Genomic DNA, 25,209 nt, shown 5'->3' on the forward strand with positions numbered 1-25,209 from the left:
CGGGTAGGCGGACAGCTTGGCACAGACACCGCCGGCAGGAGCAACCCCGGCGGCGAAGCCACCGATCGTTCAGCGCCCTGCAGCAACGCGGCGTGGAGACACGTGCACCCACCCGGGCGGCCACGCCGCCACGCCAGGCGCATCAGGCGATCGGGTTGCGCTCCAGGAATGCCCGTACCGCCGGCACGATCACCTCGTGCTTGTCTTCCAGCACGTAGTGGTTGGCATCCTCGAACGCGGTCACCTCGGCCTGCGGCAATGCCGCGCGGAAGCCGGCCAGGAAGTGATGGTCGAAGCAGATGTCACGCAGGCCCCAGGCGATGTACACGGGGCGATCGGCGAAGGACGGCAGCGCCGCGGCGGCACGCTCCAGCAGCGACCAGGCCTTGTCGGCCGGCGACAGCGGGATGTCCTGCATGAAGCGGATGGTGGAGATGCGGTTGTCCCAGCTGTCGTACGGGGCCACGTAGGCACGCCGCAAGTCGGCCGGCATGCGCCGGCTCACGCCCAGCCAGGACGCACCGGAGGAGAACGCATTGAAGGTGCGGATGAACCACTCGCCCGGCTTCCAGTGCCGGCCCATGGCGATCTGCCACGGCATCGGCTTGGCCGCCGGCAGCGGGAACGACGCGGTGTTGGTGATCACCAGGCGCTTGACCTGGGCATGGTGCGACAGCGCCCAGCCGAAGCCGATCATGCCGCCCCAGTCGTGCACGGCCAGGGTCACCGGGCCGGTGATGCCCAGGTGGCGCAGCAGCGCGTCCAGGTCATCCACGCGCGACTGCAGGGTGTAGTCGTAGCGGCTGTCGTCCGGCTTGTCGGACAGGCCCATGCCGATGTGGTCCGGCACGATGCAGCGGTATTTGTCGCTCAGCCCGTTGACCAGGTGCCGCCACAGGTAGCTCCACGACGGGTTGCCGTGCAGCATCACCACCACCTCGCCATCGCGCGGGCCCTCGTCGATGTAGTTCATCGACAAGCCGGGGCGTACTTCGAAACGGTGGGTATTGCTGGGGTAGCCGGGGAACGTGCTCATCGGGTCACACCTGCGAAAAAGGCCGGCAGAACCGGCCCCGTGATCAAAGCCCTTCTCCCCTTGGGGAGAAGGGAAAAGCGCGTTACCAGACCACCTCGGCCATCGTGCAGTTCAGGCCCGAGCCAATGCCCATCAGCGCGACGCGGTCGCCCTTCTTGAGCTTGCCGAGCTGGCGCAGCTTGCTCAGCACGATCGGCACCGAGGCCGGGCCGATGTTGCCGTGCTCGCCGAAGATGGTCATCACCTTCTTCGGGTCGATGCCGAAGGCCTTGATGAAGGCGTTGGTATGCGGCTGGCTGACCTGGTGGATGACGAACTGGTCGATCTCCTCCACGGCCCAGCCCAGCGCGATGCGGGTGGCCTCGAAGGTCTTGGTGGCCAGCTTGATGCCTTCGATCAGCAGCAGGCGGGTATCGGTGACCATGCGGTCCAGGTTGCCCACGCACAGCTTGTTCCACTGGTTGGCCGCGCGGGTCACCCCGCCCTTGTAGCGCGGTGCGTCCGGCACTAGCTCCGAGCGTGCCAGCACCATGGCGGCGGCACCGGAACCGGTGGTCAGCGCGGCCACTTCGTCGCGCAGCTGCTGGGCGGTGATGTCCGGGGACATCATGCGCTCGAGCGTCTTCTCGTAGACCAGGTTGGAGGTCTCGCCGTCGACGATCAACGCGTAGTCGATGTCGCCGCGCTCAAGCATGCGCGCGGCCACGTCCATGCCGTTGATGAAGGCCAGGCAGGCGTTGGCGATGTCGAAGGTGACGCAGTCCTCGCCGATGCCCAGGTTGCCGGACACGATCGAGGCGGTGGACGGCTCCAGGTAGTCACGGCTGACCGAGGTATTGACCAGCAGGCCCACCTTGTCGGCGGTGATGCCGGCGTCTTCCAGTGCCTTCTGGCCGGCCATGGTGGCCGCGTCCGAAGCCTGCGTACCCTGGTCCCACAGGCGCCGTGCGTGGATGCCCGCGATGTCGCCAAGCACGTCGGCACGAATCCCCAGGCGCTCCAGCGTGGGCTGGAGACGCTCGTTGATTTCCTTGGAGGTCAGCGTATGCGGCGCATCAATATGCGCCAGTCCCGCGATCGAGACATTCTGGAAAGGCATCGGAAAGCGCCAAGACTCAGGCGAAGGGGGCGCTATTCTAGCGTCTGCGCCTTTTTACCGCATCTTTACAAATTCCGGCCCCGGCGTATGGAGTCGCCAGGGCCGCAGATACCCCCTGCTCAGCGCGGCGGGCACTGGTAGGCGGCGAAGCGCTGGCTGCCATCGGCCGGCTGGCTGGTGGCCTGCACCGCGTTGGCGCCGGCGCTGGGGGCCTCGTTGCGGGCCAGGGTTTCCAGCTCTTCCTGCACGCGCAGCGGGTTGCGGTTGTAGAAGCCCACCTTGTTCTTGACCGAGACCACGATCTCGCCCTTGTTGATGCAGCCCGGCGCCACCGGGCCGGCCGGCAGCACGCGCGTGGCCTTGCCGCTGGACTCGATCGGCACCCAGGTGCAGGCGGCGGTGCTGGCGATGAGGACGGACAGAAGCAGGACGCGCATGGACTATTCCTTGTGAAGTGCAGAACGGATTGTGCCGTCAATGGATGAACGCGTCATGATCCCGGACGCGGGGGGCGGCCCTTACCCCAAACCCTCTCCCGCGGGCGGGAGAGGGGCTTGTTTCTCCTTGCCTGCCCGCTCCCGCGCACGGGAGCGGGCGCTGCGGCTTACTTGGCCTTGGCCACCGGCTTGCCGTCGGCATCGATCACGGTCACTTCGCCCAGCTTGAGCGCACGGACCGGGGCCTCGATCTTGGACAGGTCGCCGACGATCACCCAGGTCAGGGCGTTCGGGTCGATTGCCTTGGCCGCGTCCCTGGCCTGCGCCGGGGTGAAGTTGGCCACCTGCTCGTTGCGCACCTGCACCCAGTTGTCCGGGCGCCCGTAGCGGACGATGCCACCAATGGTGCCCATCACCGCCTGCGCGGTTTCATAGGCGCCGGGCTGGCTGCGCAGGTCGTTGTCGACCACCTTGGTCACTTCGGCCTGGGTGGCCGGCACCTTGCCGGTGCCGTACTCGGCGATCTCGCGCAGCATCTCGGCGGCCGATTCGGCGGTCTTGTCGATCTGCACCGGGGCAATGCCCAGGAACGGGCGCTGGCCCTGCGCCGAAGTGATCACGGTGCGGGCACCGTAGGACCAGTGCTTGTCTTCGCGCAGGTTCATGTTCAGGCGCGAGGTGAACGAGCCGCCCAGCACTTCGTTGGACATCTCCAGCTGCACCGCACCCGGGTCACGGGTGGAGGGCATCAGCTCGCCGGCATAGATGTTGGCCTGCACCGCGCCGGGCTGGTCGATCAGGAACACGCGCGGCGCGGTCGGGCGTGCCACCTGGGCCACGTCCACCTTCGCCGGTGCGGCACCCTCGCCCTTCCAGTCGCCGAAGTGCTTGTCCAGCACCGGCACGATCTTCGCCAGCGTGGTGTCGCCGACCACGATCACCGTGGCCTGCTCCGGGCGCAGCCACTGCTTCTGGTAGTTGAGCAGGTCCTGGCGGCTGATCGCCGCGACCGAGGCTTCGGTGCCGCTGCCGGTGAACGGCATGCCGTACGGATGGTCGGCGCCGTACAGCAACGGCGGCAGCACGCGCAGCGCGGCGGTCTGCGGACGCGCCTTCTCCTGGGCAATCCCGGACAGCCACTGGCCCTTGACGCGGTCGATCTCGGCCTGGTCGAAGCGCGGCGTGCGCAGCATGTTGGCGAACAGCTGCACCGACGCGTCCAGGTTCTCGGTCAGCGCCGACAGGTAGGCGTTGGAACCGTCCAGCGCGGCACCGGCACTGAGCTGCGCGCCCAGGTCCTCGGCACGGGCCTTGAACGCCAGCGAGTTCAGTTCACCCGAGCCCTCGTCGAGCATCTGGCTGGCGAAGTTGGCCGTGCCCAGCTTGCCGCCGTGGTCACTGGAGTAGCCACCGGCGAACTCGTAGCTGATGTTCACCACCGGGGTGTCATGGCGCTCGGCCAGGATCACCTTGCTGCCGTTCTTCAGGGTGGCGTGCTGCAGCGCCGGGAAGACCAGCTGCGGGAAGCTGTCCACGCCCGGCACGCCGGCCTTGCGGTCGACGTTGCTGGCGGTGGTGGTGTACCTGGCATCCACCGCCGGCAACTGGAACGGCGCCGGCTTGGCCGAGGCCTCCTCGACCAGCGGCTTGCGCTCGCCCGGCTTGACCACGAAGGTGTGGCTCGGGTTGCCCAGCCACTTGGCGGTGGCCGCACGCACCGTCGCCGGCGTGGCGCTGGCCACGGTGGCCAGCGACTCGCGGAAGCAGGCCGGGTTGCCGGTGAAGGTGGCGCAGGAAGCCAGCGCATCGGCCTTGCCGCCGAAGCCACCGATGCGCTCGATGCCACGGATGAAGCCTGCACGGTAGTCGGTCTGGGCGCGGGCCAGTTCCTCGGCGGTCGGGCCGTCCTTGATCAGGCGCTGCAGCTCCTCGTCGATCACCGCTTCGACCCTGGCCGGGTCCACGCCCTGCTTGACCAGCGCGCGGATCGAGAAGTTGCCGGCCAGCTGCGAGCCGTAGTTGCTGGTGCTGACGCTGTCCACCAGCTTGTCGCGGTGGACCAGGCGCTCGTCCAGACGCGAGCTGGCGCTGCCGCCAAGCACCTGCGAGGTCAGGTCGAGCAGGTCGGCGTCCTTGTCGCCGACCTGCGGCACGTTCCACATGCGCTGCACCAGCACCTGCGGGACCTTGTCCTCCAGCTCGGTGCGGCCGTTCTGCGCGAGCACCGCCACGTCCACCTTGGGCTGGGACATGGTCGGGGTGGCCGGGATGTCGCCGAAGTAGCGGGCGACCTTTTCCCGGGCGGTGGCCACGTCGATGTCGCCGGCCAGCACCAGCACCGTGTTGTTCGGGCCGTACCAGGTGCGGAACCAGGTCTTCACGTCTTCCAGCGAAGCCGCGTTGAGGTCGTTCATCGAACCAATGGTGGTGTGGTGGTACGGGTGGCCCACCGGGAACATCGTGCGCGAGACGACTTCGCGCAGCTGGCCGTAGGGCTGGTTCTCGCCCTGGCGCTTTTCGTTCTGGACCACGCCGCGCTGTTCGTCCAGGGTCTTCTGGTCGATGGCGCCGAGCAGGTGGCCCATGCGGTCGGACTCCATCCACAACGCCATGTCCAGCGCGGTGGTCGGGATGTTCTCGAAGTAGTTGGTGCGGTCGGTGTTGGTGGTGCCGTTCATGTCGGTGGCACCGGCCGCCTCGAACGGCGTGAAGTATTCGCCCGGCGCGTTTTCGCTGCCGTTGAACATCAGGTGCTCGAACAGGTGGGCGAAGCCGCTGCGGCCAGCCGGCTCGTCCTTGCTGCCCACGTGGTACCAGAGGTTGACCGCCACGATCGGCGCCTTGCGATCGGTGTGCACCAGCACGCGCAGCCCGTTGGGCAGGGTGAACTCGTCGTAGGGGATGTCGACGGTGGCTGCGGCGGTCACCGATTTGGTCTTGGCCTGCGCCGGCAGCGGCGTGCCGACGAATCCCCCGAGGGCAGCACTCAGCGCGAGGGTCAACAGGGCGGTACGGGGTGCAGCGTTCATTCCACTTTCCTTGGGCATGAAGTGAGCGCCGATCCTAACCGTCCTGCGCCTTCCACCGCATACGCCAAGCGTCATGGCCGCCCGTCAACGGCGGCCGGTGTCCGCGGACAACCCCTGCGCACACCCAGTGTCCGGACAGCGGACACTTTCAGAATCAAAAACATCCTTTCAATTCAACAAGATGCAGTTGGCACGCGTCCTGCGTACTCCTGAGTGCGTCCAGATCAACCCCAAAGCAACATGACTGGATGCTGAATAAACATCGGGAAGTTGAAAAAGCTCTTGCATCCCGATATTTGGTGTACTACTTTACTACCACACCGCTGTTCACACACACCACACAGGTATCGCCATGAACGCCAAGTCCCTCGCCTTCGCCATCGCCCTCGTTGCCGGCACCGGGTTTGCCTCCGCGGTGCACGCTTCGGACATCACCACCCTGGAGACCGTGCAGGTCCGCCCGTCGGCCGACCAGATCGCCCAGGCCACCCATGAAGCCAACAGCAGCATCCCGACCCTGGCCGCCGTGCAGGTGCGCCCGACCGTCGGCCAGATCGTCGAGCTGATGGCAGAACAGGCCGCCTCGCGCCTGGCCGCCAACACCCCGGTGGCCATCGGTGCCAACGTTGGCCAGTGGATCGTCTCGCTGCCGGCCGTCAACGTCCGCCCGGACCTGGAGCAGGTGCAGGCCAAGGCCGTGGAAATGGCTGCCGGCGCGGTCGAAGGCGTGGTCGTGCAGAGCGTGATCGCCAAGTAAGCCCACGCCCTGCGGGAGGCACCGCGGCGTAAACTTCGCCGATGACTTCCGCACCCGTTTTCGATGTCCTGCTGTACCAGCCCGAGATCCCGCCCAACACGGGCAACGTGATCCGGCTATGCGCCAATACCGGCGCGCGGCTGCACCTGATCGAGCCGTTGGGCTTCGACCTCAGTGACAAGCAGCTCAAGCGCGCCGGCCTGGATTACCACGAGTACGCGCAGATGCAGGTCCACCCGGACCTGGACACCGCGTTGGCGCGCATCGCGCCCAAACGCCTGTTCGCCATGAGCACCCGCGCCAGCGTGTGCTACGACAGCGTGTCCTTCGCCGACGGTGATGCCTTCCTGTTCGGTCCGGAAACCCGTGGCCTGCCGCAGGAAATACTCGATGCCCTGCCCGACGGCCGCCGCCTGCGCCTGCCGATGCAACCGAACAACCGCAGCCTGAACCTGTCCAACTCGGTCGCCGTGGTGGTGTTCGAGGCGTGGCGCCAGCACGGCTTCCCGGGCGGCGCGTAAACGCGCCCAATCCCTGCCCTGTGCCTGCGACGCAAGGGGGGGATCTTCTGCGCGAGCGGATGGTTCGCAGCAAAACCCGTTTCCGCTCCCTCCCTTTGGCGTAGCCAAGGGGAGGGTTGGGGAGGGGTCGCTTCAACCCACACACTACCCGCCAATCACGCCCTGCCCGCGCAGCCGCTGCAGTTGGGCTTCACCCATGGCCAGCACCTCTCCCAGCACCTGCGTGGTGTGCTGCCCCAGCAGTGGCGCGGCCTGCGTGTACTGCAACGGCGTGGCCGAGAACTTCAGCGGGTTGCGCACCATCGCCACCGTGCCGCCCGCGGCATGCGGCACGTCGATGCGCAGGCCGCGGGCCTGTACCTGCGGGTCGTCGAACACCTGGTCGATGCGGTTGACCGGATTGGCCGGCACCACGGCAGCCTCCAGCGCGGCCAGCCATTCGGCGGCCGGCCGCGTCCGCAGCCGCTGCTGCAGGTGGGGCACCAGCTCGGCACGGTGGGCGACACGGGCACGGTTGGTGGCATAGCGCGGATCAACGGCCAGTTGCGCCTCGCCGATCACCTCGCAGAACCGCGCGAACTGCGCGTCGTTGCCGACGGCGAGCATGAAGTAGCCGTCCGCGGCCGGCATCACCTGATACGGCACGATGTTGGGATGCGCGGTGCCCTGGCGGTCCGGCACCAGACCACCCACCAGGTAATTCGAAGCCTGGTTGGCCAGCCAGGCCACCTGTGTATCCAGCAATGCCAGGTCGATCTGCTGGCCCCGGCCGGTGCGCTCGGCATGGCGCAACGCGGCAAGGATGGCGGTGGCCGCATACATGCCGGTCATCAGGTCGGTGGCGGCGACGCCCACCTTCTGCGGGCCGGCGCCGGGCGCGCCATCCGGCTCGCCGGTGACGCTCATCAACCCGCCGATGGCCTGGATGGCGGCGTCATAGCCGGCGCGCTGCGCGTACGGACCGTCCTGGCCATAGCCGGTGATCGAGCAGTACACCAGCTTCGGGTTGATCGCCAGCAGGCTGGCAGCGTCCAGCCCGTACTTCGCCAGGCCACCGACCTTGTAGTTTTCCACCAGCACGTGGCAGCGCCCGACCAGTGCATGGACCAGCGCCTGCCCTTCGGGGGTGGTGAAGTCGATGGCCAGCGAGCGCTTGCCGCGGTTGGCGCACAGGTAATACGCCGACTCGGCGGTGTCGTTGCCCTGGCCATCCTTCAGGTAGGGCGGGCCCCAACCGCGGGTGTCATCGCCCACGCCGGGGCGTTCGACCTTGATCACGTCGGCGCCGAAATCGGCCAGCACCTGCGTGCACCACGGACCGGCAAGGATGCGCGACAGGTCAAGGACACGGACACCTTCAAGCAACGTCATTTCAGCCACCCTGCAGCACGGACCCGGGGAAGGCGCCACCACTGCGGCGCGTCACCCATGGTAGCGGGCTGCCGGGCTGCCGGGCTGCCGGGCTGCTTCCGGCCAGCCGAGGGCAAGCGCACCGCACCGGGCTTCGGGTATCCTGCGCGGCCCACGCATGCCCGCCAGCGCCTGAAGGCCGCCCGCCAGCCATTGCGTGTGTCCCGTCACCGCACGCCGGCACCGTCGCCACAGGTGTCACCTCGCGTGCACGGGTACGGCAGGTGCCGGCCGCGCGCAACATTCCGTTTCGTGCCGCACGCGCTGCCGGTGATCATTCCACCGGTGGTTCAATCCAAGGGCTGACAGCGGTGGACGTCGCACAAGCGTCACGTCATTGGGACAAGCGGGCAGCGCAAGCGCAGGCACGGGCCTGCAGGCAGGCGACGTGCGGTCATGCCGGTGCTCGCCAACCCACGCCCGGCCACGGCATCATTGCCGTCCCCACCCAACGCGATGCGGCTTCCGGCAACGGCGATCACGGCGTGGTTGGATGCGGACAGCAGCGCCGGCCAACCCCGGCCATCCCACGCACGCCGCTGCCCTGGCCTTACGGGCCGTCATGGGACATCGCAGGGGCCTGGACGTTGCGGGCAGGAGCCTTCGCAATGACGTTGAACAAGGATCCGTACAGATGACTGGTACCAGACGCAGCAAGCCCCGCTACGCCGAACTCGGCGACCTGCTGCAGGCGGCGATCGAGAAAGGTGACCACCCGGTGGGCACCCTGCTGCCGACCGAACTGGAGCTGTGCGAGCGTTTCAACGTCAGCCGCCATACCGCACGCGCGGCGTTGGCCCAGCTGATCAGCGCCGGGCTGGTGCAGCGCCGTCCGGGCGCGGGCACCCGCGTGATCGCGCAGAACGCAGCCATGCGCTATGAACAGCAGATCGACACCGTCGACCTGCTGATGCAGTACGGCAACACCGCCCGCCTGAAGGTGCTCGAAGCCGAACGCCTGATCGCCGACCAAGCCATGGCGCAGTACCTGGACATCGCCGAAGGCAAGGACTACCTGCGCCTGCACTGCCTGCGCCTGGAAGAACACACCCACGCGCCCGGCGCGGTCATCGAGGTGCTGATCCCGATCCGCACCGGCGTGCCCACCGAGCGCTTCCTGGACATCGCCAGCACCGCGCGCACGCTGGCCCGGTTCCTGGAGCCGGGGCGGCTGTCGCGGGTGGAACAGGTGTTCGACGCCACCTCCTTCGACGCCGGTGACGCCAAGCTGCTGGATATCAGGAAGCACGAACCGGCGCTGCGCGTGCAACGCCGTTACCGCGACACCCAGGGCCGCCTGCTGCTGATCACCATCTGCCTGCACCCACCTGGACGCTTCGCCTATTCGATGGTGCTCTCACGCAATCCTCGGTGAACGCTGCCGTGCCCGCCGTCCATCGACACCCTGGCGGCGTCCGGGGGCCGATGGAGGGCAATAGCAACGCGCCGTGCGACCACTGGCGTAAAGTAGCGGCCCGTTACACGCAGCCCCCCATGAAAGTACCCGCCACCGCTGCATGCATCACCGCCGCCCTGCTCTGTCTGCCCCAAGGCCGTGCGCAGGGCCGCACGCAGCAATACGCCCAATGCAGTGGCTACTACTACACACTCTCCTTCGCCACGCCAGAGTTCGTTATGGACCTGACCGAACAACAGGCAAAGCAGGCGGCATTCGCGATGCTGATGAAGGTCAACCCCGACATCACCTCACCGGAGGCCATACGGGTGCTGGGCGAGAACTGGAACGCGCTCCAGGCGCCATTGCCGCGACCGCTCACCCAGCAGGGCATCGACGCATTGCGGGCCGGGCATGACGGAAGCTGCCGGGCCCTGCTCAGGCAGGCCTGGTGCGATGCCTACGGTGACCATGGCCGTTCGACCTGCGATGACTGACCCGCTGCACGCCCGGCGATGGCCCTCGCCATGATCAGCGCGGCGCAAGCGCAGCACATCGTGCTGGAAGCCTGCGAAGCCGAAGCCGGCGAGGCATTCGCCATCGCTTCCTGCCGGCTTACAACGCAAGGTGACTACTGGATCATCGGCTGCAACAGCGCGCGCTTCGTCCTGCACGGCGATGACAGTGCATGCCACGTCGGCGTTGCCGCCTACCTGGTCGACGCCCACAGCGGCGCACTGGAGGTCGTGGGCAGCGCGCAATCCTGCGAGGAATACCTGCAGGACAAGCGCGACCTGGCTGCGGCCGGTGATGGCCGCTACATATTGCAGGCAGGTTTCGGGCGAGCCGACAAGGTGGCTCTGATCCGCCTTCACCAGCGGCTCGGCCTGCCGCTGGCCCACGCCTTGCAACGGACCATGGACGAGCAGCGGCATTGGTTCAGTGGCCGACGCCGCATCCTGCAACAACTACAGGGTCGGCTCGACGCCGAAGGCATCGCCACCGAACTCATCCTGCACGCAGGCAACAGCACGGCCATCCCGATCGAGGACAGCGGCCTGTGCTGGGAGGCGCTTGGCAGGCTGTTGCAGCGGAAAGCCTGATAGCCTGAGATGCAGCGCATGGACAAGGTGGAGCCCCGGCCCGCCGATGACCTGGCCACTCATCCTCCACAACCGGACGTTCCATGCACATGCCCAAGCGACTGCTGTTTCTCCTCCTCGGCCCCTGCGGCATGGCCATGGCCGCGCCGCCCCCGGTCGATTACGAGCGTATGTACAACGATTGCCTGGACCGGACTGGCCCGATTAACAACGGTGTGGTCGACGCCTGCTCATCGGGCACCTCGCAACGGGTGAAGTCGGAGATGAACATGTTGTACACACGCATCCACGACCGGCTGTCCGCCGAAGCCCCGGCCGATGCCGAACGGCTGGAGCAGGCGCAGAAGTCCTGGCTGGTCTACCGCAACACGCATTGCGACCTCGCCGGTGCCTACGTGGGCTCGCCGATGTACGCGTTCTGCCCAATGCAGCTCAACATCGCGCGGGTGGCCGAGCTGCGCGAGCTGGCCGGCGACTGAGCGGCAGCGACGATGACGACCGCGTCCACGCGCGCGACACCCTCGCCCTTTCCCGCGTCAACCAACGTGAGCTGCGGCCATGAAATTCGAATCCGTTTCGCCCCTGCTTTCGGTGCATGACCTTGCGGACGCGTTGGCGTTCTACCAGCACACGCTGGGATTCTCGCTGGCGTGGTCGTGGGGCGAGCCCGCCGAGATCGCCGCCGTGTGCCGGGATAACGTCGAAATCACCCTCACCCGGCGTGCGGATGCCAAGCCGGTCGGCGCCTCGCACCTGTACCTGCATGTGGCCGGAATCGACGACTACCACGCCGCGCTGATGGCCGCCGGCGTGCCGATGCTCGTGCCCATCGGCGACCGCCCGTATGGCATGCGCGATTTCCGCATTGCCGACCCCAGTGGCAATGAACTGAGCATCGGCCAGTCCCTGGCCAATGTTGCAGGCCGCTGAGCACGCCCCCATGTCGAGCGCACGTACCGGTGCCAGCGGCACGCCATCGCGGCATCCGCATGCCATCAGGCGTGGCACTGGCTCCAGGAATCAGTGATCATCACCTGGCGCAGCCTGCATCCCGAACGGAGCCCCCATGTTGAAGTGGGTCGTCCTCAGTCTCGTCCTGTCGATCCCACAGCCGGCCATTGCCGTTTCCTGCGGCAAGCCGTTGCCCGTCAAGCAGGCCCATGCTGCGGCCGACAATGTGTTCTCCGCCCACGTGGAGCAGATCACGATAGGCAACGGCTTCGGCCGCGAGGATGCCCGCCTGGCCAGACTCCGGGTGCTGCAGGTCTGGAAGGGCAACCTGGAGCGGGGTGACGTCGTCACGTCCAGCGCCGAGGATTCGGTCCACTTCACCAGTGATGGATTCGTGCCCGTGACCGGCTCCAACGTGCTCGTCTACACCCACGGGCCGCAACCTTTCATGCTCAGCAGCTGTTCCCGGACCAGCGCGCTGGAACACTCGCGTGACCTTCATGCCTTGCAACGCCTGGCCCACGCAGGAGCCAGGTAGATGCATCGCGCACCGTTGCCGGCAACCGGCTTGGCCTGCTGCTGGTTCCCATGGGCTGCACGCCATTGACCGCTGACATCTTCATCGCACTGTTCTATGCACTGGGCGGCTTCGGCTTCTTCGCCATCACCGCCCTTCCCGTGCGGGCATGGCGGCACCTGCATCGGCATCGCGGGGCCCTGCGTGGCGGGGCTGCCCAATGCCTGGCCTACCTGCTACTGGTGCTGGCCAGCATCGCTGCGATCACCTTCGCCGGCGCCTGCCTGCTGGACGTGGCCCGATGCCTGCTGGGACTCTACTGCGGCCCCAACATCGCCAGTGGCTGGATCAGGCTGGGCTCCATCAGCGTCTTGTACCTCAGCTTCGAACTGTTTGCCTTCGTCATCATCCGCACCACATTGCGCCGGCGCGTGCCGGATGGCACCTCGGCATGAAGCCGCGCAGCCAACTGCAGCAGACGATCCTCAGCACCGGCGTCGTCGGTGCGCTGTTTTCAGCGGTACCGGTGCTGTTTCTGCTGGCGTCCCTGCTTACCGATCCTCCCACGGGAATGCCACCACGCGTGCTGGTCCAACAGGCGATGGAACTGGCCCTGCTGTTCTGCGCGGGCGTTGTGTTGTGCATCACACTCTTTGGGCTTTTGCCCATGGCGATCGTGCATGCCGGCGTGTGGCTGATGCGACGCTGGACGGATTGATCCAGCGTGCACGATGGCGGGCATCAGTGGCAGGATGCAGCGCGTGCTTCTTCCCCCTGCCGTTCCTTTCCACGTTGGACCTCTGCGAGACATTCCATGTCGCTTTCCGATCTGCTAGACGTGCTGGACATCGCCGATTTCCTGATGGCATGGCGGTTCTGGCTGCCCACCTTCGGCGGTGCCGCGCTGGGGCTGCTGATCTACTTCGGCGGCGCGGGAGGCGTGCTCCCGGCCGTGCTTGGGACAGGCATCGGCCTGGCCGGCGTGGTCACCGGCCTGGTGTGGCAACACCGCCACGGCTGAAGCGCGCCACCGACCGGCCGCCGACCTCAACCGGCCGCCATGACCGGCGAACGCCTGGGCCAGTTCACCCAGACCACGTGCAGTGACACCGGCAACACCCAGCTCACCCACAGCAGGACCGCGATCACGTCCGGGGACGGCGCGTTGCCCAGCGCGATCCATGCCGGCAACAACAGGCGGAAGCTCACCGGTGCCAGCGTCACCAGGTAGGCGCGCGTCATCCAGCGACGATGGCGGGCAACGTCGCCGCGCCGGATGCCCCGCATCGCCACCAGTGCGGTCACCAGCCACGCCAGCGCGGTGGCCGCGAAGGCCAGGGTGATCGCCAGCGGCGCCGGCGAGGTGGCGATCAGGCCCACCGCCGCCGCGCAGGCCAGCAGCATCCCGCCGAAGTAGAAGCGGCCGGACCAGCGGTGCAGGCGTGGCCGGGCACGCGGCCAACGGCTCAGGAACTGCACCGGCCCCAGCACGATGCCAAGCACGCCGCCGCTGATGTGCAGCCACAGCCAGCCGCGGCGTGACCAGTACATCGTGTAGTGCTCCGGATCCAACTGTCCGTACTGGCTGAGCACCTTGGACAGGAAATGCAGGCTGATCGCGGCCAGCAGCAGCCAGAGCACCCACCATCCCAGGCGCCGGGCGCCGGAAGCCCCCCCGGCGGGAACCGCAGACTCGAACACGTCGGACATGGCGCCTCCAGGCAATGGGCCAGCGCGAGCATACAAGGCGGCCGGGGAGCCGCGCGTCCATACGGCAATGGCGCACACCGTCCGTTTGGACGGCAAAGCGCAACCGGCCACCTCACCGACAGAACCTGACTGGGCCGGATATTGCAAAATGCAAATCATTCGCATTTAATTTCTCAATCGCTATTGCCTGCCTGTCCATCGGCAGATGCCCACAACGGATGTGGCATGCGCCCGCCTCCGTCACGCGATTTCCCGCCTTCCAACCCCCAGGCCTTCCATGTCCCCCAGTCGCTCCCCCCGCCGTCCGGCCCCTGGCGCCGGCTTGCCTCCCCGTTGCCGCCGTTCCCTTTCCGGCCACCTGCCGTGGGCGATCAGCCTGGCCCTGGCGGCCAGCCCGGGGATGGCAGTGGCCGCCGAAGGCACCGTCGCCGATGCCAGCGCCACCACCCTGGACGCGGTGCGGGTGGTCTCCCAGCGCGCCAACCGGGTCAGCAACGGGGCGACCAACCTGGACCTGGACATCAAGGACACCCCGCAGTCGATCAGCACGGTGGACCGCGCGCAGATGGCCCAGTTCGGCGCCAACAGCATCAACGATGCGCTGCGCCTGGCCACCGGCATCCAGGTGGAGGAATGGGAAACCAACCGCACCAACTACCTGGCCCGCGGTTTCGAGATCAAGAACACCCAGATCGACGGCGTCGGCCTGCCCAATGACTGGGGCATCGTCACCGGCGCGATGGATGCCTTCGGCTACGAGAAGCTGGAGGTCATCCGCGGTGCCAATGGCCTGTTGACCGGCGTGGGCAACGCCTCGGGCACGATCAACTACGTGCGCAAGCGCCCCACCAACGAAGCCAGGGGCGAAGTGGGCGTGAGCGTGGGCTCGTGGGGCAAGCGCCGCGTGGAGGTGGACTACTCCACCCCGATCACCGCCGACGGCCGTTGGGCCGCGCGCGTGGTGGCCGCGCACGAGGACGGCGACTCGTACCTGCGCGGCTTCACCAACGACCGCAACTTCCTGTACGGCGTGGTCGATGGCCAGATCGGCGAGAACGGCACGCTGACGCTGGGCTATTCGTGGCAGAAGGCCAACAGCGACCAGAACATGTGGGGCGCGTTGAGCTTCGCCAACACCGATGGCAGCCAGCCGAGCTGGGGACGCAGCGCGTCCACCACCCAGGACTGGACCTACTGGAACACCCGGACCCAGACCGCCTTCGCCGAGTACACCCACCACCTGGGCGAGAACTGGGAGGTCAAGGCGTCCTACAACTATCGCCAGATCGGCAACGATGACCAGTTGTTCTTCGCCTTCAGCACCACCGGCCTGGACCCGCAGACCCACACCGGCCTGGTCGGCTGGGCCTACAAGGGCATCGATGACATGGACTCGCACCTGGGCGATGTCACCCTCAACGGTCGCTTCCAACTGTTCGGCCGTGAGCAGGAGGCCATGCTCGGCGTCAGCGTGGCCAAGAGCAGCGCCACCACCTGGGAACACCCGGTCGATCCCAACGATCCGGCGTTCGGCGCGCTACCGGCGTTCCCGTATGCCGGCAACGCCATCGCCGAGCCGGAATGGGGCCCGCGCACCCGCTCCAACTGGACCAACCAGCGCCTGAAGCGTGGCTATGGCGCCACCCGCCTGGCCCTGACCGACCGCCTCAAGGCCGTGGTCGGCTTCAACTGGGCGCAGTACCACCGCGATGGGAACAACGGCAACAACTTCGACCAGACCGAAAGCAACATCAGCCCCTACGCCGGCTTGACCTGGGACTTCAACGACCGCGTGCTGGGCTACGTGAGCTACTCGGACATCTACCAGCCGCAGGACCAGTACGACCGCAACCGCGTCTACCTGGACCCGACCAAGGGCGTGAACTACGAGGTGGGCGTCAAGGCCGAGTGGCTGGACCGCCGCCTGCTGACCACGCTGGCGCTGTTCAAGGCCAAGCAGCAGGGCCTGGCGACTTCCGGCGGCTATGACCTGGATACCGCGATGTACTGGTACTACGGCGTGGACGTGGAATCCAAGGGCGTCGAATTCGAGGCCACCGGCAAGCTCGGCGAGCACGCCAGCCTGGTGTTCGGCTTCACCCACCTGTCGATGAACAACCAGGACGGTGGTGATACCTACACCTGGGTGCCGCGCCGCACCGCCAACCTGGTGTTCAGTTCGCGCTTTCCCGGCTACGAGGCGTTGTCCTATGGCATCGGCGGGCGCTGGCAGAGCGCGATCTCCACCCGGGACACCTACACCGGCACCACCATCGCCCAGGGCAGCTATGCCCTGCTCAACGCCTTCATCGGCTGGGACGTGCTGCCCAACGCCACCGTCCGCGCCAACGTCAACAACCTCACCGACCGCAAGTACATCAACAGCCTGTACCAGGTGGGCTACTACGGCGCACCGAGCAACTACACGTTGAGCTTCAACTACCGGTTCTGACCCCAGCCCCTCTCCCGCGCGCGGGAGAGGGGCGATTCGCCGCACCACGCCACTTCCCATCCACCTGAGACCAGCCATCGCCATGCCACAGGTATCCACCGCTTCCGCACCGCCTGCCGCGTCCCGGCGCCTGCAGGTCCTCCCGCGCATCCTTGCCGCCATCCTCGGCGGCTATGTGTTCGCCTGGGGCACGGTGGCATTGACCACCAGCGCGCTGTTCGCGGTGAAGCTGGCGTTCCATGACGCCGAGTTCCTCGGCGCGCTGGTCGGCCTGCTGGCCTACCTGGGCGTATTCCTGTGGGCCATCGCCACCCACCACGTGGCGCGGCTGTGGATGGTGCTGGTCGGCGGCGGTGCGCTGATGGCCGCGGCCGCATCACTCCTGCAATCCCGACTGGTCTGAGCCGGAGGCATCCATGTTCAACAGCTTCCGTCAGGCCATGGCATGGCTGCACACCTGGTTCGGGCTGGTGCTCGGCTTCGTGCTGATGGCCGCCTTCTTCTTCGGCGCGTTATCCGTGTTCGACCGCGAGATCGACCGCTGGTCGATCCCGGCCACGCGCATCGCGCCGCAGCCGATGCCGTCGTTCGACGCCGTGCTGCGGCCGGCCTTCGAGCGCATGCAGCCCACCGCCGAAGCCATCGCCGCGATGCGGCCGATGGTCAACGGCGACATGCCGCAACGCTTCGACCAGGTCGGCAGCTGGAGTGCCTACACCACCCATCGCGACCCGGTGCTTGCGCTGTACGCCGGCTACGACGTGCCCAACGCGAAGAACCCGGACGAGCAGATCTGGGCCTACGCCACCATCGATCCGCGCAATGGCAAGGCCTTGCCGGACGACCAGCTCAAGATCGGCAGCGGCTTCTTCTTCCCGCTGCACTACGGCCTGACCCTGGACTGGAAGAACCTGGGCGTGTGGATCGTCGGCTTCTCGGCGCTGGTGATGCTGGCCGCGCTGGTCAGCGGCGTGGTCATGCACCGCAAGCTCTTCCGCGAGTTCTTCACCTTCCGTCCGGGCAAGGCGCGCCTGCGCAGCGTGCTGGACCTGCACAACCTCACCGGCGTGGTGGCGTTGCCGTTCCATTTCTTCTTCGCGCTGACCGGCCTGCTGATCTTCGCCGGCACCTATTACTTCCCGGTCGGCCACACCCAGCTGCATGGCCTGCATGACCTGCACGAGCAGGTGGAGGCGCGGGAAACCGGCCTGCCGCACACGCGTGCCGGCGTCGCCGCCGGGCTGGCCTCGGTGGATGCGATGGTGGCCCAGGCGCAGCGGCGCTGGCAGGCCCATGACAAGGCCGGCGACGTCGGCTTCCTGGTGCTGCAGCACGTGGGCGATGCCAACGGCTACGTCAGCGTGTACCGCGCCGGTACCGACCGCATCGCCCTGGTCGGCGACGGCATCCACTTCAAGGCCGCCACCGGCGAGCTGATCCGCGAAGACCCGCCGGCCACCCCGGTGGCACGCATGAACGAATTCCTCACCGGCCTGCACCTGCAGCACTTCCGCCATTGGCTGCTGCGCTGGTTGTACGTGCTGGGCGGCTTGGCCGGTGCCACCTGCATCGCCACCGGCTTCATCTTCTTCGTCGAGAAGCGCAAACGACAACACGCGCAGCAGGGCCGCCAGGGCGCGCGCATCGTCGATGCGCTGGCGGTCACCACGGTGACCGGCATGGTCCTGGCGACACTCGGCATCCTGATCGCCAACCGGGTGTTGCCGGAGGCGCTGCCGGCGCGCGGTGACTGGGAGCGCTACGCGTTCTGGGGCACCTGGGCACTGGCGCTGGTGCATGCCGGTTGGCGCAGCGCGCCGGTGGCGCGCGGCCTGGTCAATCCGGCGTGGCGCGAACAGTGCTGGGCGATCGCCCTGTTCGCGCTTGCCGCGGTGCTGTTGAACGGGATGACCACGGGGGATCACCTGCTGCGTACCCTGGCCCAAGGGTATTGGCCGGTGGCCGGCGTGGACCTGTCATTGCTGGCCACCGCCGTGATCGCGGTGATGGCGGCCTGCAAGGTGGGCCAGCGGATGCGGGCGACGGTGGCGCAAGCGCCGCGCGAGGAGGCCGTGCATGCCTGAGTCGTTGCTCGACAACCTGCTGCTTGCCACGGCACTGCTGAGTGCGCTGGCCGGCATGGGATGGCTGGCCCTGTCGATGGACATCCACGCCCGGCAGGTGTGGGCGCGCGCCCCGTCGAGGGGCGGCCTGCGCGTGCTGCGGGGGCTGGGTACGCTGGGCATCGCCATGGCGTTGCTGCTGTGCCTGGCCGTGGACCACGCCTCGATGGCGGTGCTGGTATGGGTGATGGCGTTGGCCGGGGCGGCACTGGTGACCGCGTTCACCCTGTCCTGGCAGCCCACCCGGCTGCGGCTGCTGGCCCCCTGGATCAGGGACCACCGGCTGCGCTAGGCGCGGTCTTCAGCGCGAAGCACGCATACGGCCGGCCTGCCGAAGGCCCCCGTCCCCAACCCTCCCCCTTGCCGCGCAACAGGGGGCCGATCCGTGCACGCTGCGAACCTGGCGGGAACAACCACGGCCGCCAGGCACGCGTACCGCCAACCGGCCCGATGGCAGCCGTCCCGCGTTCCCCGTGCTAACCGCCCACGTGTGCACGATGCTCCGCGGCCTCGTCGTGCAGCCATTGGCGGAAGGCAAGAAAGCCGCGATGCGTGGCCGAACGCTCCGGGTAGACGAGCCAGTGTGACCAGGGCGTCTTCAGACGCTCCGACGACAGCAGCACCAGCTGCCCGGACTCGAGCAGCAGCCGCGCACGCGTGACGCGCCCCAGCGCGACGCCGACGCCATCCAGCGCGGCGCGGTGGTGGGATTCGGAGTCATCGAGGATGGCGATGTAGCGCTTCGGCGGTGCCTCACCAGCCAGCGCAAACCAGCGGTCCCATTCACCATCCGGGTCGCCCAGCAATGGCCATTGCGACAAGGGCAACGCGTCGATGCCGCCCATGCGTGCCACCAATGCCGGGCTGGCCATGGGCACCAGCCATTCGTCGATCAACGGCTCGGCGGTCAGGCCCGGCCAGTGGCCGTTGCCCACGCGCATCGCGGCATCGAACTGCAACTGCTTTTCGAAATCGACCAGGTGCTGGCTGGACTGCAGGTTGATCTCGATCTGCGGATGCAATGCCACGAACCGCCCCAAGCGCGGCACCAGCCAGGCCGATGCCATGCTCGGCACCGCACTCACCGTGAGCACGCAGTCGTGGCGTGCGGGGAAGGGGCGGAACGCTTCGTTGATCGCATCCAGATGCGGGGCAACCTGGTCGAACAGGCGCCGTCCCTCCGGGGTCAGTGCCACGCCACGCGCCTGTCGCAGCAGCAGCGGATAGCCCAGGCGCTCCTCCAGCTGGCGCATCTGGTGGCTGAGTGCACTGACGGTGACATGCATCGTTTCCGCCGCCCGCGAAAGGTTGCCCAGACGGGCGGTGGCGATGAAGCCCTGCAGGAACTGAAGAGGTGGCTTTGACATTGAGCCTTCAATTTTCCTCAAGCCTTGCTTGAGGAATGATCGCTATTCCAGCCAACAGCTTGGACGCAACATGAGCCCTACTCAAGTAGGAGCATGACAATGCGCATCTTCAGCGACCTGTTGTTTCTGCACGGACACCTCACCAAGGCCGATCTGGCACGGCAGCTGGCCGGTGAAGCACCGACATCGGCCGCGAAAGACGTGCACGACCGGCCCGCCAAAGGCACCCCTCCCCAACCCTCCCCTTTGCTGCGCAAAAGGGAGGGGGTCGATCCGTGCACCCTGCGTCCCTCGTAGGCGCGGTCTCGCGCAGGGGCGGCCTCCGCCGCGACGCCCGCCTATGACCAGCCTGCCCAACGCATCCGGCCTCAACCCGTTCCTTTGCGGCGCAAAGGAGCGGACAGGTCTGCACGGCACGTCCGCATTGACGCGCCAACGGTCCCACTTCGGGTAAAAACTCTCCCCGGCGCTGCAAGGCTGCACGCCGTCATCGCACAGGGAGAGAGAACCATGTCCACCCCCCATCCGCCCGCGTCCAGCCGCCGACTGCACTGGATGCTCGCCGGCCTGCTGCTGCCGTTTACCGTGGGCGCGGCACCCCTTGGCCCACTCGGGACCATCAGCGATGTCCGGATCACCGGCCAGGGCGTGGACACGCCCAGCGATGCGCCGCTGTGCGAATCGTTCAAGCCCACCCCGCGCGAGGTCGTGGCGTTCTTCCGGCATGCGGTGGTGATCACGCCACGCCAGGAGCACGACTACTTCCTGCATGGGCCCTGCTATGTCGAGGGCACGCTGCGCACGCGCTACGGGCAGTGGCGATGGCGCCTGCGCAACTTTGGCACGGCCTATGTCAGCGTGGACGGCGGCGAAGATGCCTTCCTGTTCGCCGACCCGCGCCAGGAATCCTCGCTGGGCGACGACTGATGGCCCTGCCTGGCCTCGCCCGCATGGGCATCCATGGGTCGCCGGCGCGCTACGACACGCTACTGATTTCCGCGAGCATCACATGATGAAGAAATTGTTCGACCTGTTGACCGGCAAGCCGTCCACACCCGCACCGGCGTCTGCCACCATCGCCCCGACGCCGGAAGCTCGGGTACGGGCCTTCATCCAGCACTGGCACCGGCAATGGACACATGCCCGCGAAACGATGGGCGACGACGTGGACTTCGGCCGCTGGCACAGCCTCGTTTCCGAAGCCGACCAGGCCCACTTCGACAAGGATTGCGGTTCCGGCACGAGCGATGCGTACGGCTCGGACCCGGACTTCGACCCGGCCACCACCGAGGTCATCGGGCAACGGATCGACGGTACGCAGGCGCAGGTGCATACGCGCCGCAACGGCGCTGCCAGCGCCCGCTATCACGTGTACGACCTGCGGCACGACGCCAATGGCGATTGGCGGATCAGCCAGGTGTTCACGCTGTTCGATCCACCCACCGCCCCGGTGATCAACGCCGCGCGGTATGCCGAACTGGGCACGCTCAGCACGGCGGATGCGCCGTTGGCCGCACCCAACGACGACCTCGCGCTCGACGAGAACCTGCTGTTCCGGGGCGATCGCCGCATCGAGCAGGACGACCTCCGTGGCCAGATCACCCAGCAGGTGATCGGTGAGATCGACATCCGCTCCGGCGTGTTGGCCATCAGCGATTTCGGCTATGGCTTCGATGACCTGCAGCCACTGGCGCGGCGGGCACCGCTAGGCCGCCATCCGGTGGAAACGGTGATGGTCGACCGGCGCGTGGCCGGCATCCGCATCCGCTTCGACCCGCACCGTCGCGCGGTGACCTGGAAGGCCGCGCGCACCCAGCAAGGCACCGGCATCTATGGGGTGGACGCCGGCAACCTGGCGATCTTCGATGTCAGTGGGCTGCAGACGCTGAGCCACATCGCGCAGGAGCGCTGCTTCCGCCAGTGGTCAGGCGCAGGCATCGCGCGGACGTTGGCACTGGCCCACCCGGACGACTGCGTCATCACACCCAGCGGCTACGGCGATGGCGCCTATCCGGCGTTCTGGGGACTGGATGACAGCGGCGCGCTGGTATCGCTGTACGTCGATTTCATGATCCTGATCGAGGAGCGCGACGCGGGCCGCTACGTCTCGCTCTGACCTGCCTTGCAGTTCCACTGCCCCCTTCCCTTGCTGACGCAACGGGAGGGGCGGTTCGCCATGCACTGGCACCCCCCTCGCAGGAGAAGCCGACGCATGCGAACGCAACCCGCGCCTCAGTACCCGTCTTCCTCGGCCGCGGCCTCGCGGCCCTGTTGCCGGATCAGGGCTTCCTCGCGTGCATCGTTGATCGCGTGGCGGACACTGTCCAGGTCCACCGCGCGCTCGTCGGGCGTGTACTGGCCACGCAACTCGGTCTCCGGCAGCAGGTCGCCGGCCTGGAACAACTCCCACATTTCCTCGCCGTACCAGGTATCCAGCAATTCGGGCGCCGAGCGCCCCAGGTAGGCGGTGAGGTTGTTGACGTCGCGCAGCAGCATGGTGCGCGCGGCGTTGTTGCCGCCGGCGCTGACCACCTGCGGGAAGTCGATCACCACCGGGCCATCCGGGCCGACCAGCACGTTGTAGGGCGACAGGTCGCCGTGTATCAGGCCGCAGCACAGCATCAGCTTGACCTGCTGCACCAGCACCGCGTGGAACTGGCGGGCCTGTTCGGCGGCCAGTTCCACCTCGCCCAGGCGCGCGGCGCTGAAGCCCTCGGCGTCGGTGACCAGTTCCATCACCAGCACGCCGTGGAAATAGCCGTACGGCTCGGGCACCCGCAGGCCGGCCTCGCGCAGCTGGTACAGCGCGTCGACCTCGGTGTTCTTCCACGCCACTTCCTGCTGCTTGCGGCCGTACTTGCTGGCCTTGCCGATCGCGCGCGCCTCGCGGCTGCCGCGCACCTTGCGCCCTTCCTGGTACTGCACGCGCTGCTGGAAGCTGCGCTGGGCCATGTCCTTGTAGACCTTGGCGCAGCGCACGTCATCGCCGCTGCGCACGACGTAGACCGCCGCCTCCTTGCCGCTCTTCAGTGGGCGCAACACTTCGTCGATGACGCCATCGTCGATCAGGACCTGGAGTTGGGGGGGTGTCTTCACGGGTTCTCGGTGCTGCCAACAGGAGTGAAATACGCTTGGCCACGTGTGCCAGGCGCGCCCATTGTCACCGATGGTAGGCGAGCGGGGCCAAGGCGGGTGTGACCGCCGTTGTCAGCCAGACATGGAAACGGCCGGCAGGGCCGGCCGTCCGTGTCACGCAGCGCGCGCGTTCAGAACGCGTTGATGCCGGTCAACTCGCGGCCGATCACCAGCTGGTGCACGGTCTCGGTGCCTTCGTACGTGATCACCGATTCCAGGTTCAGGGCGTGCCGGATCGCACCGTGTTCGGTGGTGATGCCGGCACCGCCGAGCAGGTCACGACACTCGCGGGCGATGTCGATGGCCAGGCGGCAATTGTTCCACTTGGCCAGCGACACCTGCTGCGGCTGCATCACGCCGGCATCCTTCAGGCGACCGAGCTGCAACACCAGCAACTGGCCGGCGGTGATGCGGCGGGCCATGTCCGCCATCTTGATCTGCGCGCTCTGGGTGGCCGCGACCGGGCGGCCGAACAGGATCCGCTCCTTGGTGTAGGCCAGCACTTCGTCCAGGCAGGCGATGGCCGCGCCCAGCGGGCCCCAGGTGATGCCGTAGCGGGCTTGGGTCAGGCAGCCCAGCGGCCCCTTCAGGCCCTTCACGTTGGGCAGGCGGTTGGCATCGGGCACGCGTACGTTGTCGAAGAACAGGGCGCCGGTCACCGAGGCACGCAGGCTCATCTTGTGCTTGATCTCCTGGGCGGTGAAGCCCGGGGTGCCCTTCTCGATCACGAAACCCTGCACGCCCTCCTCGGTGTTGGCCCAGACGATGGCGATGTCGGCCACCGAGCCGTTGGTGATCCACATCTTCGAACCGTTGATGACCCAGTCCCCGCCATCCTTCACCGCGCGGGTCTTCATGCTGGCCGGGTCCGAGCCACCGTGCGCCTCGGTCAGGCCGAAGCAGCCGATCACCTTGCCGCGCGCCATGTCCGGCAGCCAACGCAGGCGCTGCTCCTCCGAGCCGTAGGCGTAGATGGGGTACATGCACAGCGAGCTCTGCACCGACACGAAGCTGCGCAGGCCCGAATCACCGCGCTCCAGCTCCTGGCAGATCAGGCCGTAGCTGACACCGTTCAGCCCGGCGCCGCCGTACTGCTCCGGCAGCGTGCTGCCCAGCAGGCCCATCTCGGCGATCTCGGGGATCAGTTCGTTCGGGAAACGCCCCTGGTCGAAGCAGTCGCCGATGATCGGCAACACGCGCTCGTCGGTGAAGCGGGCAACCGAATCCTGCACGGCGCGCTCTTCCTCGCTCAGCAACGAACGCACATCGAACAAATCGTAGGGGTTCAGGGTCTTCAGGCTCATTACGGTCTCTGGAAGGCGCATCCGCGCGCGGAAGGTAGGGATAAGGTAGTTCAATCGGGCGCGGAGGATTGCTGCAGGCGCACGCTCACCGGGCCTCTCGCTCGCTTCCATGCCCTTGCCCGGTGACCGGCCCGCCCCTGCCCAGCGCAGCCAGCCCCTGCACACCGGGCCTGCACACCGGGCTGCGGATACTTGGCCACGGGGGCGCGCCGGTCGATGCCGGTGCCGCTCCCGCCCAGGCAGTCAGGAGTGGTGCGGTAATGCAGGGAACCCAAGGCAACACCGGCGCGCGCGGGACGATCACGGTCACCCTCAACGCACGCCTTCAACCGGCCCACCGGACAGAGCTGGAGGACGCATTCAGCGATGCCTGCCAGCTTCACGGCATCCGTGCCGAGGTGATCGGCGGCGGCACCCTGCTGGCGTCCAGCGGCGAAGTGGCCAACTGCGACCTGCGGATCCGGGTGGATGACCTGGGCGGTGACAGCGTGCTCCTGATCCGGCGCCTGTTCGAGGCGATGCTGGCCCCGGTCGGCTCCAGCATCAGCCTGCCCGGCGGTGGCCCACGCATTCCATTTGGCGTGCACCAGGGCCTGGGCCTGTACCTCAATGGCACCAACCTGCCCGCCGAGGTCTACCAGACCTGCGACATCAACCACGTCCACGAGGAATGCATGCGCCGCCTGGAAGGCGTGGGCATGCTCAACAGCCACTGGCAGGGCCCCACCGAAACCGCGCTGTACATGTACGGCGACAGCTTCGATCGCATGCACGCGGCCATCACGCCGCTGCTGGACAGCTACCCGCTGTGCCAGCGGTGCCGGGTCGAGCGCATCGCCTGAGCACGGCCGCCCCCCTTCAC

The 25,209-nt window shown here is 67.4% G+C and carries 28 protein-coding genes; 19 read left to right on the forward strand and 9 right to left on the reverse strand.

The window, feature by feature from the left end:
* Positions 1–142 precede the first annotated feature (142 nt).
* From IB227_RS08515 to IB227_RS08530, 4 genes are all read right to left on the reverse strand, one after another.
* Entirely contained in the window at positions 143–1,036 is an 894-nt protein-coding gene (locus tag IB227_RS08515; protein ID WP_192286983.1) for an alpha/beta fold hydrolase, read from the reverse strand.
* An 82-nt stretch (positions 1,037–1,118) separates the two neighbouring features.
* Positions 1,119–2,135, reverse strand: a complete 1,017-nt coding sequence (locus tag IB227_RS08520) for a 3-oxoacyl-ACP synthase III (RefSeq protein WP_132863681.1) — start codon at positions 2,133–2,135, stop codon at positions 1,119–1,121.
* 119 nt (positions 2,136–2,254) lie between these two features.
* Positions 2,255–2,572, reverse strand: a complete 318-nt coding sequence (locus IB227_RS08525) for a DUF4156 domain-containing protein (protein ID WP_132863682.1) — start codon at positions 2,570–2,572, stop codon at positions 2,255–2,257.
* Positions 2,573–2,739: 167 nt separating this feature from the next.
* Positions 2,740–5,601: a pitrilysin family protein gene (locus IB227_RS08530; protein ID WP_192286984.1), complete on the reverse strand. Its 2,862-nt coding sequence runs from the start codon at positions 5,599–5,601 to the stop codon at positions 2,740–2,742.
* 352 nt (positions 5,602–5,953) lie between these two features.
* On the opposite strand from IB227_RS08530, the gene IB227_RS08535 reads away from it, so the two are divergent.
* Positions 5,954–6,358, forward strand: a complete 405-nt coding sequence (locus IB227_RS08535) for a hypothetical protein (RefSeq protein ID WP_192286985.1) — start codon at positions 5,954–5,956, stop codon at positions 6,356–6,358.
* A gap of 41 nt (positions 6,359–6,399) precedes the next feature.
* Positions 6,400–6,879 (forward strand): tRNA (cytidine(34)-2'-O)-methyltransferase, encoded by a 480-nt coding sequence (locus tag IB227_RS08540; RefSeq protein ID WP_192286986.1) that lies wholly within the window; start codon positions 6,400–6,402, stop codon positions 6,877–6,879.
* A 144-nt stretch (positions 6,880–7,023) separates the two neighbouring features.
* On the opposite strand, the gene IB227_RS08545 is transcribed toward IB227_RS08540, so the two are convergent.
* Positions 7,024–8,250: a CaiB/BaiF CoA-transferase family protein gene (locus IB227_RS08545; RefSeq protein WP_192286987.1), complete on the reverse strand. Its 1,227-nt coding sequence runs from the start codon at positions 8,248–8,250 to the stop codon at positions 7,024–7,026.
* 673 nt (positions 8,251–8,923) lie between these two features.
* Here IB227_RS08545 and IB227_RS08550 point away from each other — a divergent pair.
* From IB227_RS08550 to IB227_RS08590, 9 genes are all read left to right on the forward strand, one after another.
* On the forward strand, positions 8,924–9,664 hold the full coding sequence (locus IB227_RS08550; RefSeq protein ID WP_192286988.1) for a GntR family transcriptional regulator: 741 nt from the start codon (positions 8,924–8,926) through the stop codon (positions 9,662–9,664).
* Between the two features lie 119 nt (positions 9,665–9,783).
* The gene (locus IB227_RS08555; protein ID WP_192286989.1) at positions 9,784–10,182 is read left to right on the forward strand and encodes a hypothetical protein; all 399 of its coding nucleotides are present in this window, start codon (positions 9,784–9,786) and stop codon (positions 10,180–10,182) included.
* Between the two features lie 18 nt (positions 10,183–10,200).
* Positions 10,201–10,788, forward strand: a complete 588-nt coding sequence (locus IB227_RS08560) for a hypothetical protein (protein ID WP_192286990.1) — start codon at positions 10,201–10,203, stop codon at positions 10,786–10,788.
* A gap of 89 nt (positions 10,789–10,877) precedes the next feature.
* Positions 10,878–11,267 (forward strand): lysozyme inhibitor LprI family protein, encoded by a 390-nt coding sequence (locus IB227_RS08565; protein ID WP_192286991.1) that lies wholly within the window; start codon positions 10,878–10,880, stop codon positions 11,265–11,267.
* 79 nt (positions 11,268–11,346) lie between these two features.
* Positions 11,347–11,718, forward strand: coding sequence for a glyoxalase superfamily protein (locus tag IB227_RS08570; protein ID WP_192286992.1), 372 nt, complete (start codon positions 11,347–11,349; stop codon positions 11,716–11,718).
* A gap of 136 nt (positions 11,719–11,854) precedes the next feature.
* Complete coding sequence (locus IB227_RS08575) at positions 11,855–12,277, forward strand: hypothetical protein (RefSeq protein WP_192286993.1); 423 nt, start codon at positions 11,855–11,857, stop codon at positions 12,275–12,277.
* Positions 12,278–12,342: 65 nt separating this feature from the next.
* Positions 12,343–12,711, forward strand: a complete 369-nt coding sequence (locus IB227_RS08580) for a hypothetical protein (RefSeq protein WP_192286994.1) — start codon at positions 12,343–12,345, stop codon at positions 12,709–12,711.
* Positions 12,708–12,974: a hypothetical protein gene (locus IB227_RS08585; protein ID WP_192286995.1), complete on the forward strand. Its 267-nt coding sequence runs from the start codon at positions 12,708–12,710 to the stop codon at positions 12,972–12,974. Before IB227_RS08580 ends, IB227_RS08585 begins: the two co-directional genes overlap by 4 nt.
* 96 nt (positions 12,975–13,070) lie before the next feature.
* On the forward strand, positions 13,071–13,277 hold the full coding sequence (locus IB227_RS08590; RefSeq protein ID WP_192286996.1) for a hypothetical protein: 207 nt from the start codon (positions 13,071–13,073) through the stop codon (positions 13,275–13,277).
* Positions 13,278–13,303: 26 nt separating this feature from the next.
* On the opposite strand, the gene IB227_RS08595 is transcribed toward IB227_RS08590, so the two are convergent.
* The gene (locus tag IB227_RS08595) at positions 13,304–13,966 is read right to left on the reverse strand and encodes a DUF2306 domain-containing protein (protein WP_225591627.1); all 663 of its coding nucleotides are present in this window, start codon (positions 13,964–13,966) and stop codon (positions 13,304–13,306) included.
* Positions 13,967–14,288: 322 nt separating this feature from the next.
* Here IB227_RS08595 and IB227_RS08600 point away from each other — a divergent pair, with 322 nt between their 5' ends.
* From IB227_RS08600 to IB227_RS08615, 4 genes are all read left to right on the forward strand, one after another.
* The gene (locus tag IB227_RS08600) at positions 14,289–16,418 is read left to right on the forward strand and encodes a TonB-dependent siderophore receptor (protein ID WP_225591628.1); all 2,130 of its coding nucleotides are present in this window, start codon (positions 14,289–14,291) and stop codon (positions 16,416–16,418) included.
* 82 nt (positions 16,419–16,500) lie between these two features.
* Entirely contained in the window at positions 16,501–16,821 is a 321-nt protein-coding gene (locus IB227_RS08605; protein ID WP_192286997.1) for an iron uptake protein, read from the forward strand.
* Between the two features lie 13 nt (positions 16,822–16,834).
* Positions 16,835–18,502, forward strand: coding sequence for a PepSY-associated TM helix domain-containing protein (locus IB227_RS08610; RefSeq protein ID WP_192286998.1), 1,668 nt, complete (start codon positions 16,835–16,837; stop codon positions 18,500–18,502).
* On the forward strand, positions 18,495–18,833 hold the full coding sequence (locus IB227_RS08615; protein WP_192286999.1) for a DUF3325 domain-containing protein: 339 nt from the start codon (positions 18,495–18,497) through the stop codon (positions 18,831–18,833). The genes IB227_RS08610 and IB227_RS08615 overlap by 8 nt, the downstream gene beginning before the upstream one ends.
* 184 nt (positions 18,834–19,017) lie before the next feature.
* On the opposite strand, the gene IB227_RS08620 is transcribed toward IB227_RS08615, so the two are convergent.
* The gene (locus IB227_RS08620; RefSeq protein ID WP_192287000.1) at positions 19,018–19,908 is read right to left on the reverse strand and encodes a LysR substrate-binding domain-containing protein; all 891 of its coding nucleotides are present in this window, start codon (positions 19,906–19,908) and stop codon (positions 19,018–19,020) included.
* 99 nt (positions 19,909–20,007) lie between these two features.
* Between IB227_RS08620 and IB227_RS08625 the strand changes: the two genes are divergently transcribed.
* From IB227_RS08625 to IB227_RS08635, 3 genes are all read left to right on the forward strand, one after another.
* Positions 20,008–20,205 (forward strand): hypothetical protein, encoded by a 198-nt coding sequence (locus tag IB227_RS08625; RefSeq protein ID WP_192287001.1) that lies wholly within the window; start codon positions 20,008–20,010, stop codon positions 20,203–20,205.
* Positions 20,206–20,418: 213 nt separating this feature from the next.
* On the forward strand, positions 20,419–20,835 hold the full coding sequence (locus IB227_RS08630; protein ID WP_192287002.1) for a hypothetical protein: 417 nt from the start codon (positions 20,419–20,421) through the stop codon (positions 20,833–20,835).
* Positions 20,836–20,917: 82 nt separating this feature from the next.
* The gene (locus IB227_RS08635) at positions 20,918–22,024 is read left to right on the forward strand and encodes a DUF4241 domain-containing protein (protein WP_192287003.1); all 1,107 of its coding nucleotides are present in this window, start codon (positions 20,918–20,920) and stop codon (positions 22,022–22,024) included.
* 116 nt (positions 22,025–22,140) lie between these two features.
* Here IB227_RS08635 and IB227_RS08640 read toward each other — a convergent pair whose 3' ends face one another.
* Together IB227_RS08640 and IB227_RS08645 are read right to left on the reverse strand one after the other, a co-directional pair.
* Positions 22,141–23,004 (reverse strand): PA4780 family RIO1-like protein kinase, encoded by an 864-nt coding sequence (locus IB227_RS08640; protein ID WP_132863708.1) that lies wholly within the window; start codon positions 23,002–23,004, stop codon positions 22,141–22,143.
* A 170-nt stretch (positions 23,005–23,174) separates the two neighbouring features.
* The gene (locus IB227_RS08645) at positions 23,175–24,347 is read right to left on the reverse strand and encodes an acyl-CoA dehydrogenase family protein (RefSeq protein WP_192287004.1); all 1,173 of its coding nucleotides are present in this window, start codon (positions 24,345–24,347) and stop codon (positions 23,175–23,177) included.
* Between the two features lie 260 nt (positions 24,348–24,607).
* Here IB227_RS08645 and IB227_RS08650 point away from each other — a divergent pair, with 260 nt between their 5' ends.
* Positions 24,608–25,189 carry a hypothetical protein gene (locus tag IB227_RS08650; protein WP_192287005.1) on the forward strand — a complete coding sequence of 194 codons (582 nt, stop codon included), beginning with the start codon at positions 24,608–24,610 and terminating at the stop codon, positions 25,187–25,189.
* The last annotated feature ends 20 nt before the right edge of the window (positions 25,190–25,209 follow it).

This window comes from Stenotrophomonas sp. STM01, from assembly GCF_014852135.1.
In the GTDB taxonomy this organism is placed as follows: domain Bacteria; phylum Pseudomonadota; class Gammaproteobacteria; order Xanthomonadales; family Xanthomonadaceae; genus Stenotrophomonas; species Stenotrophomonas capsici.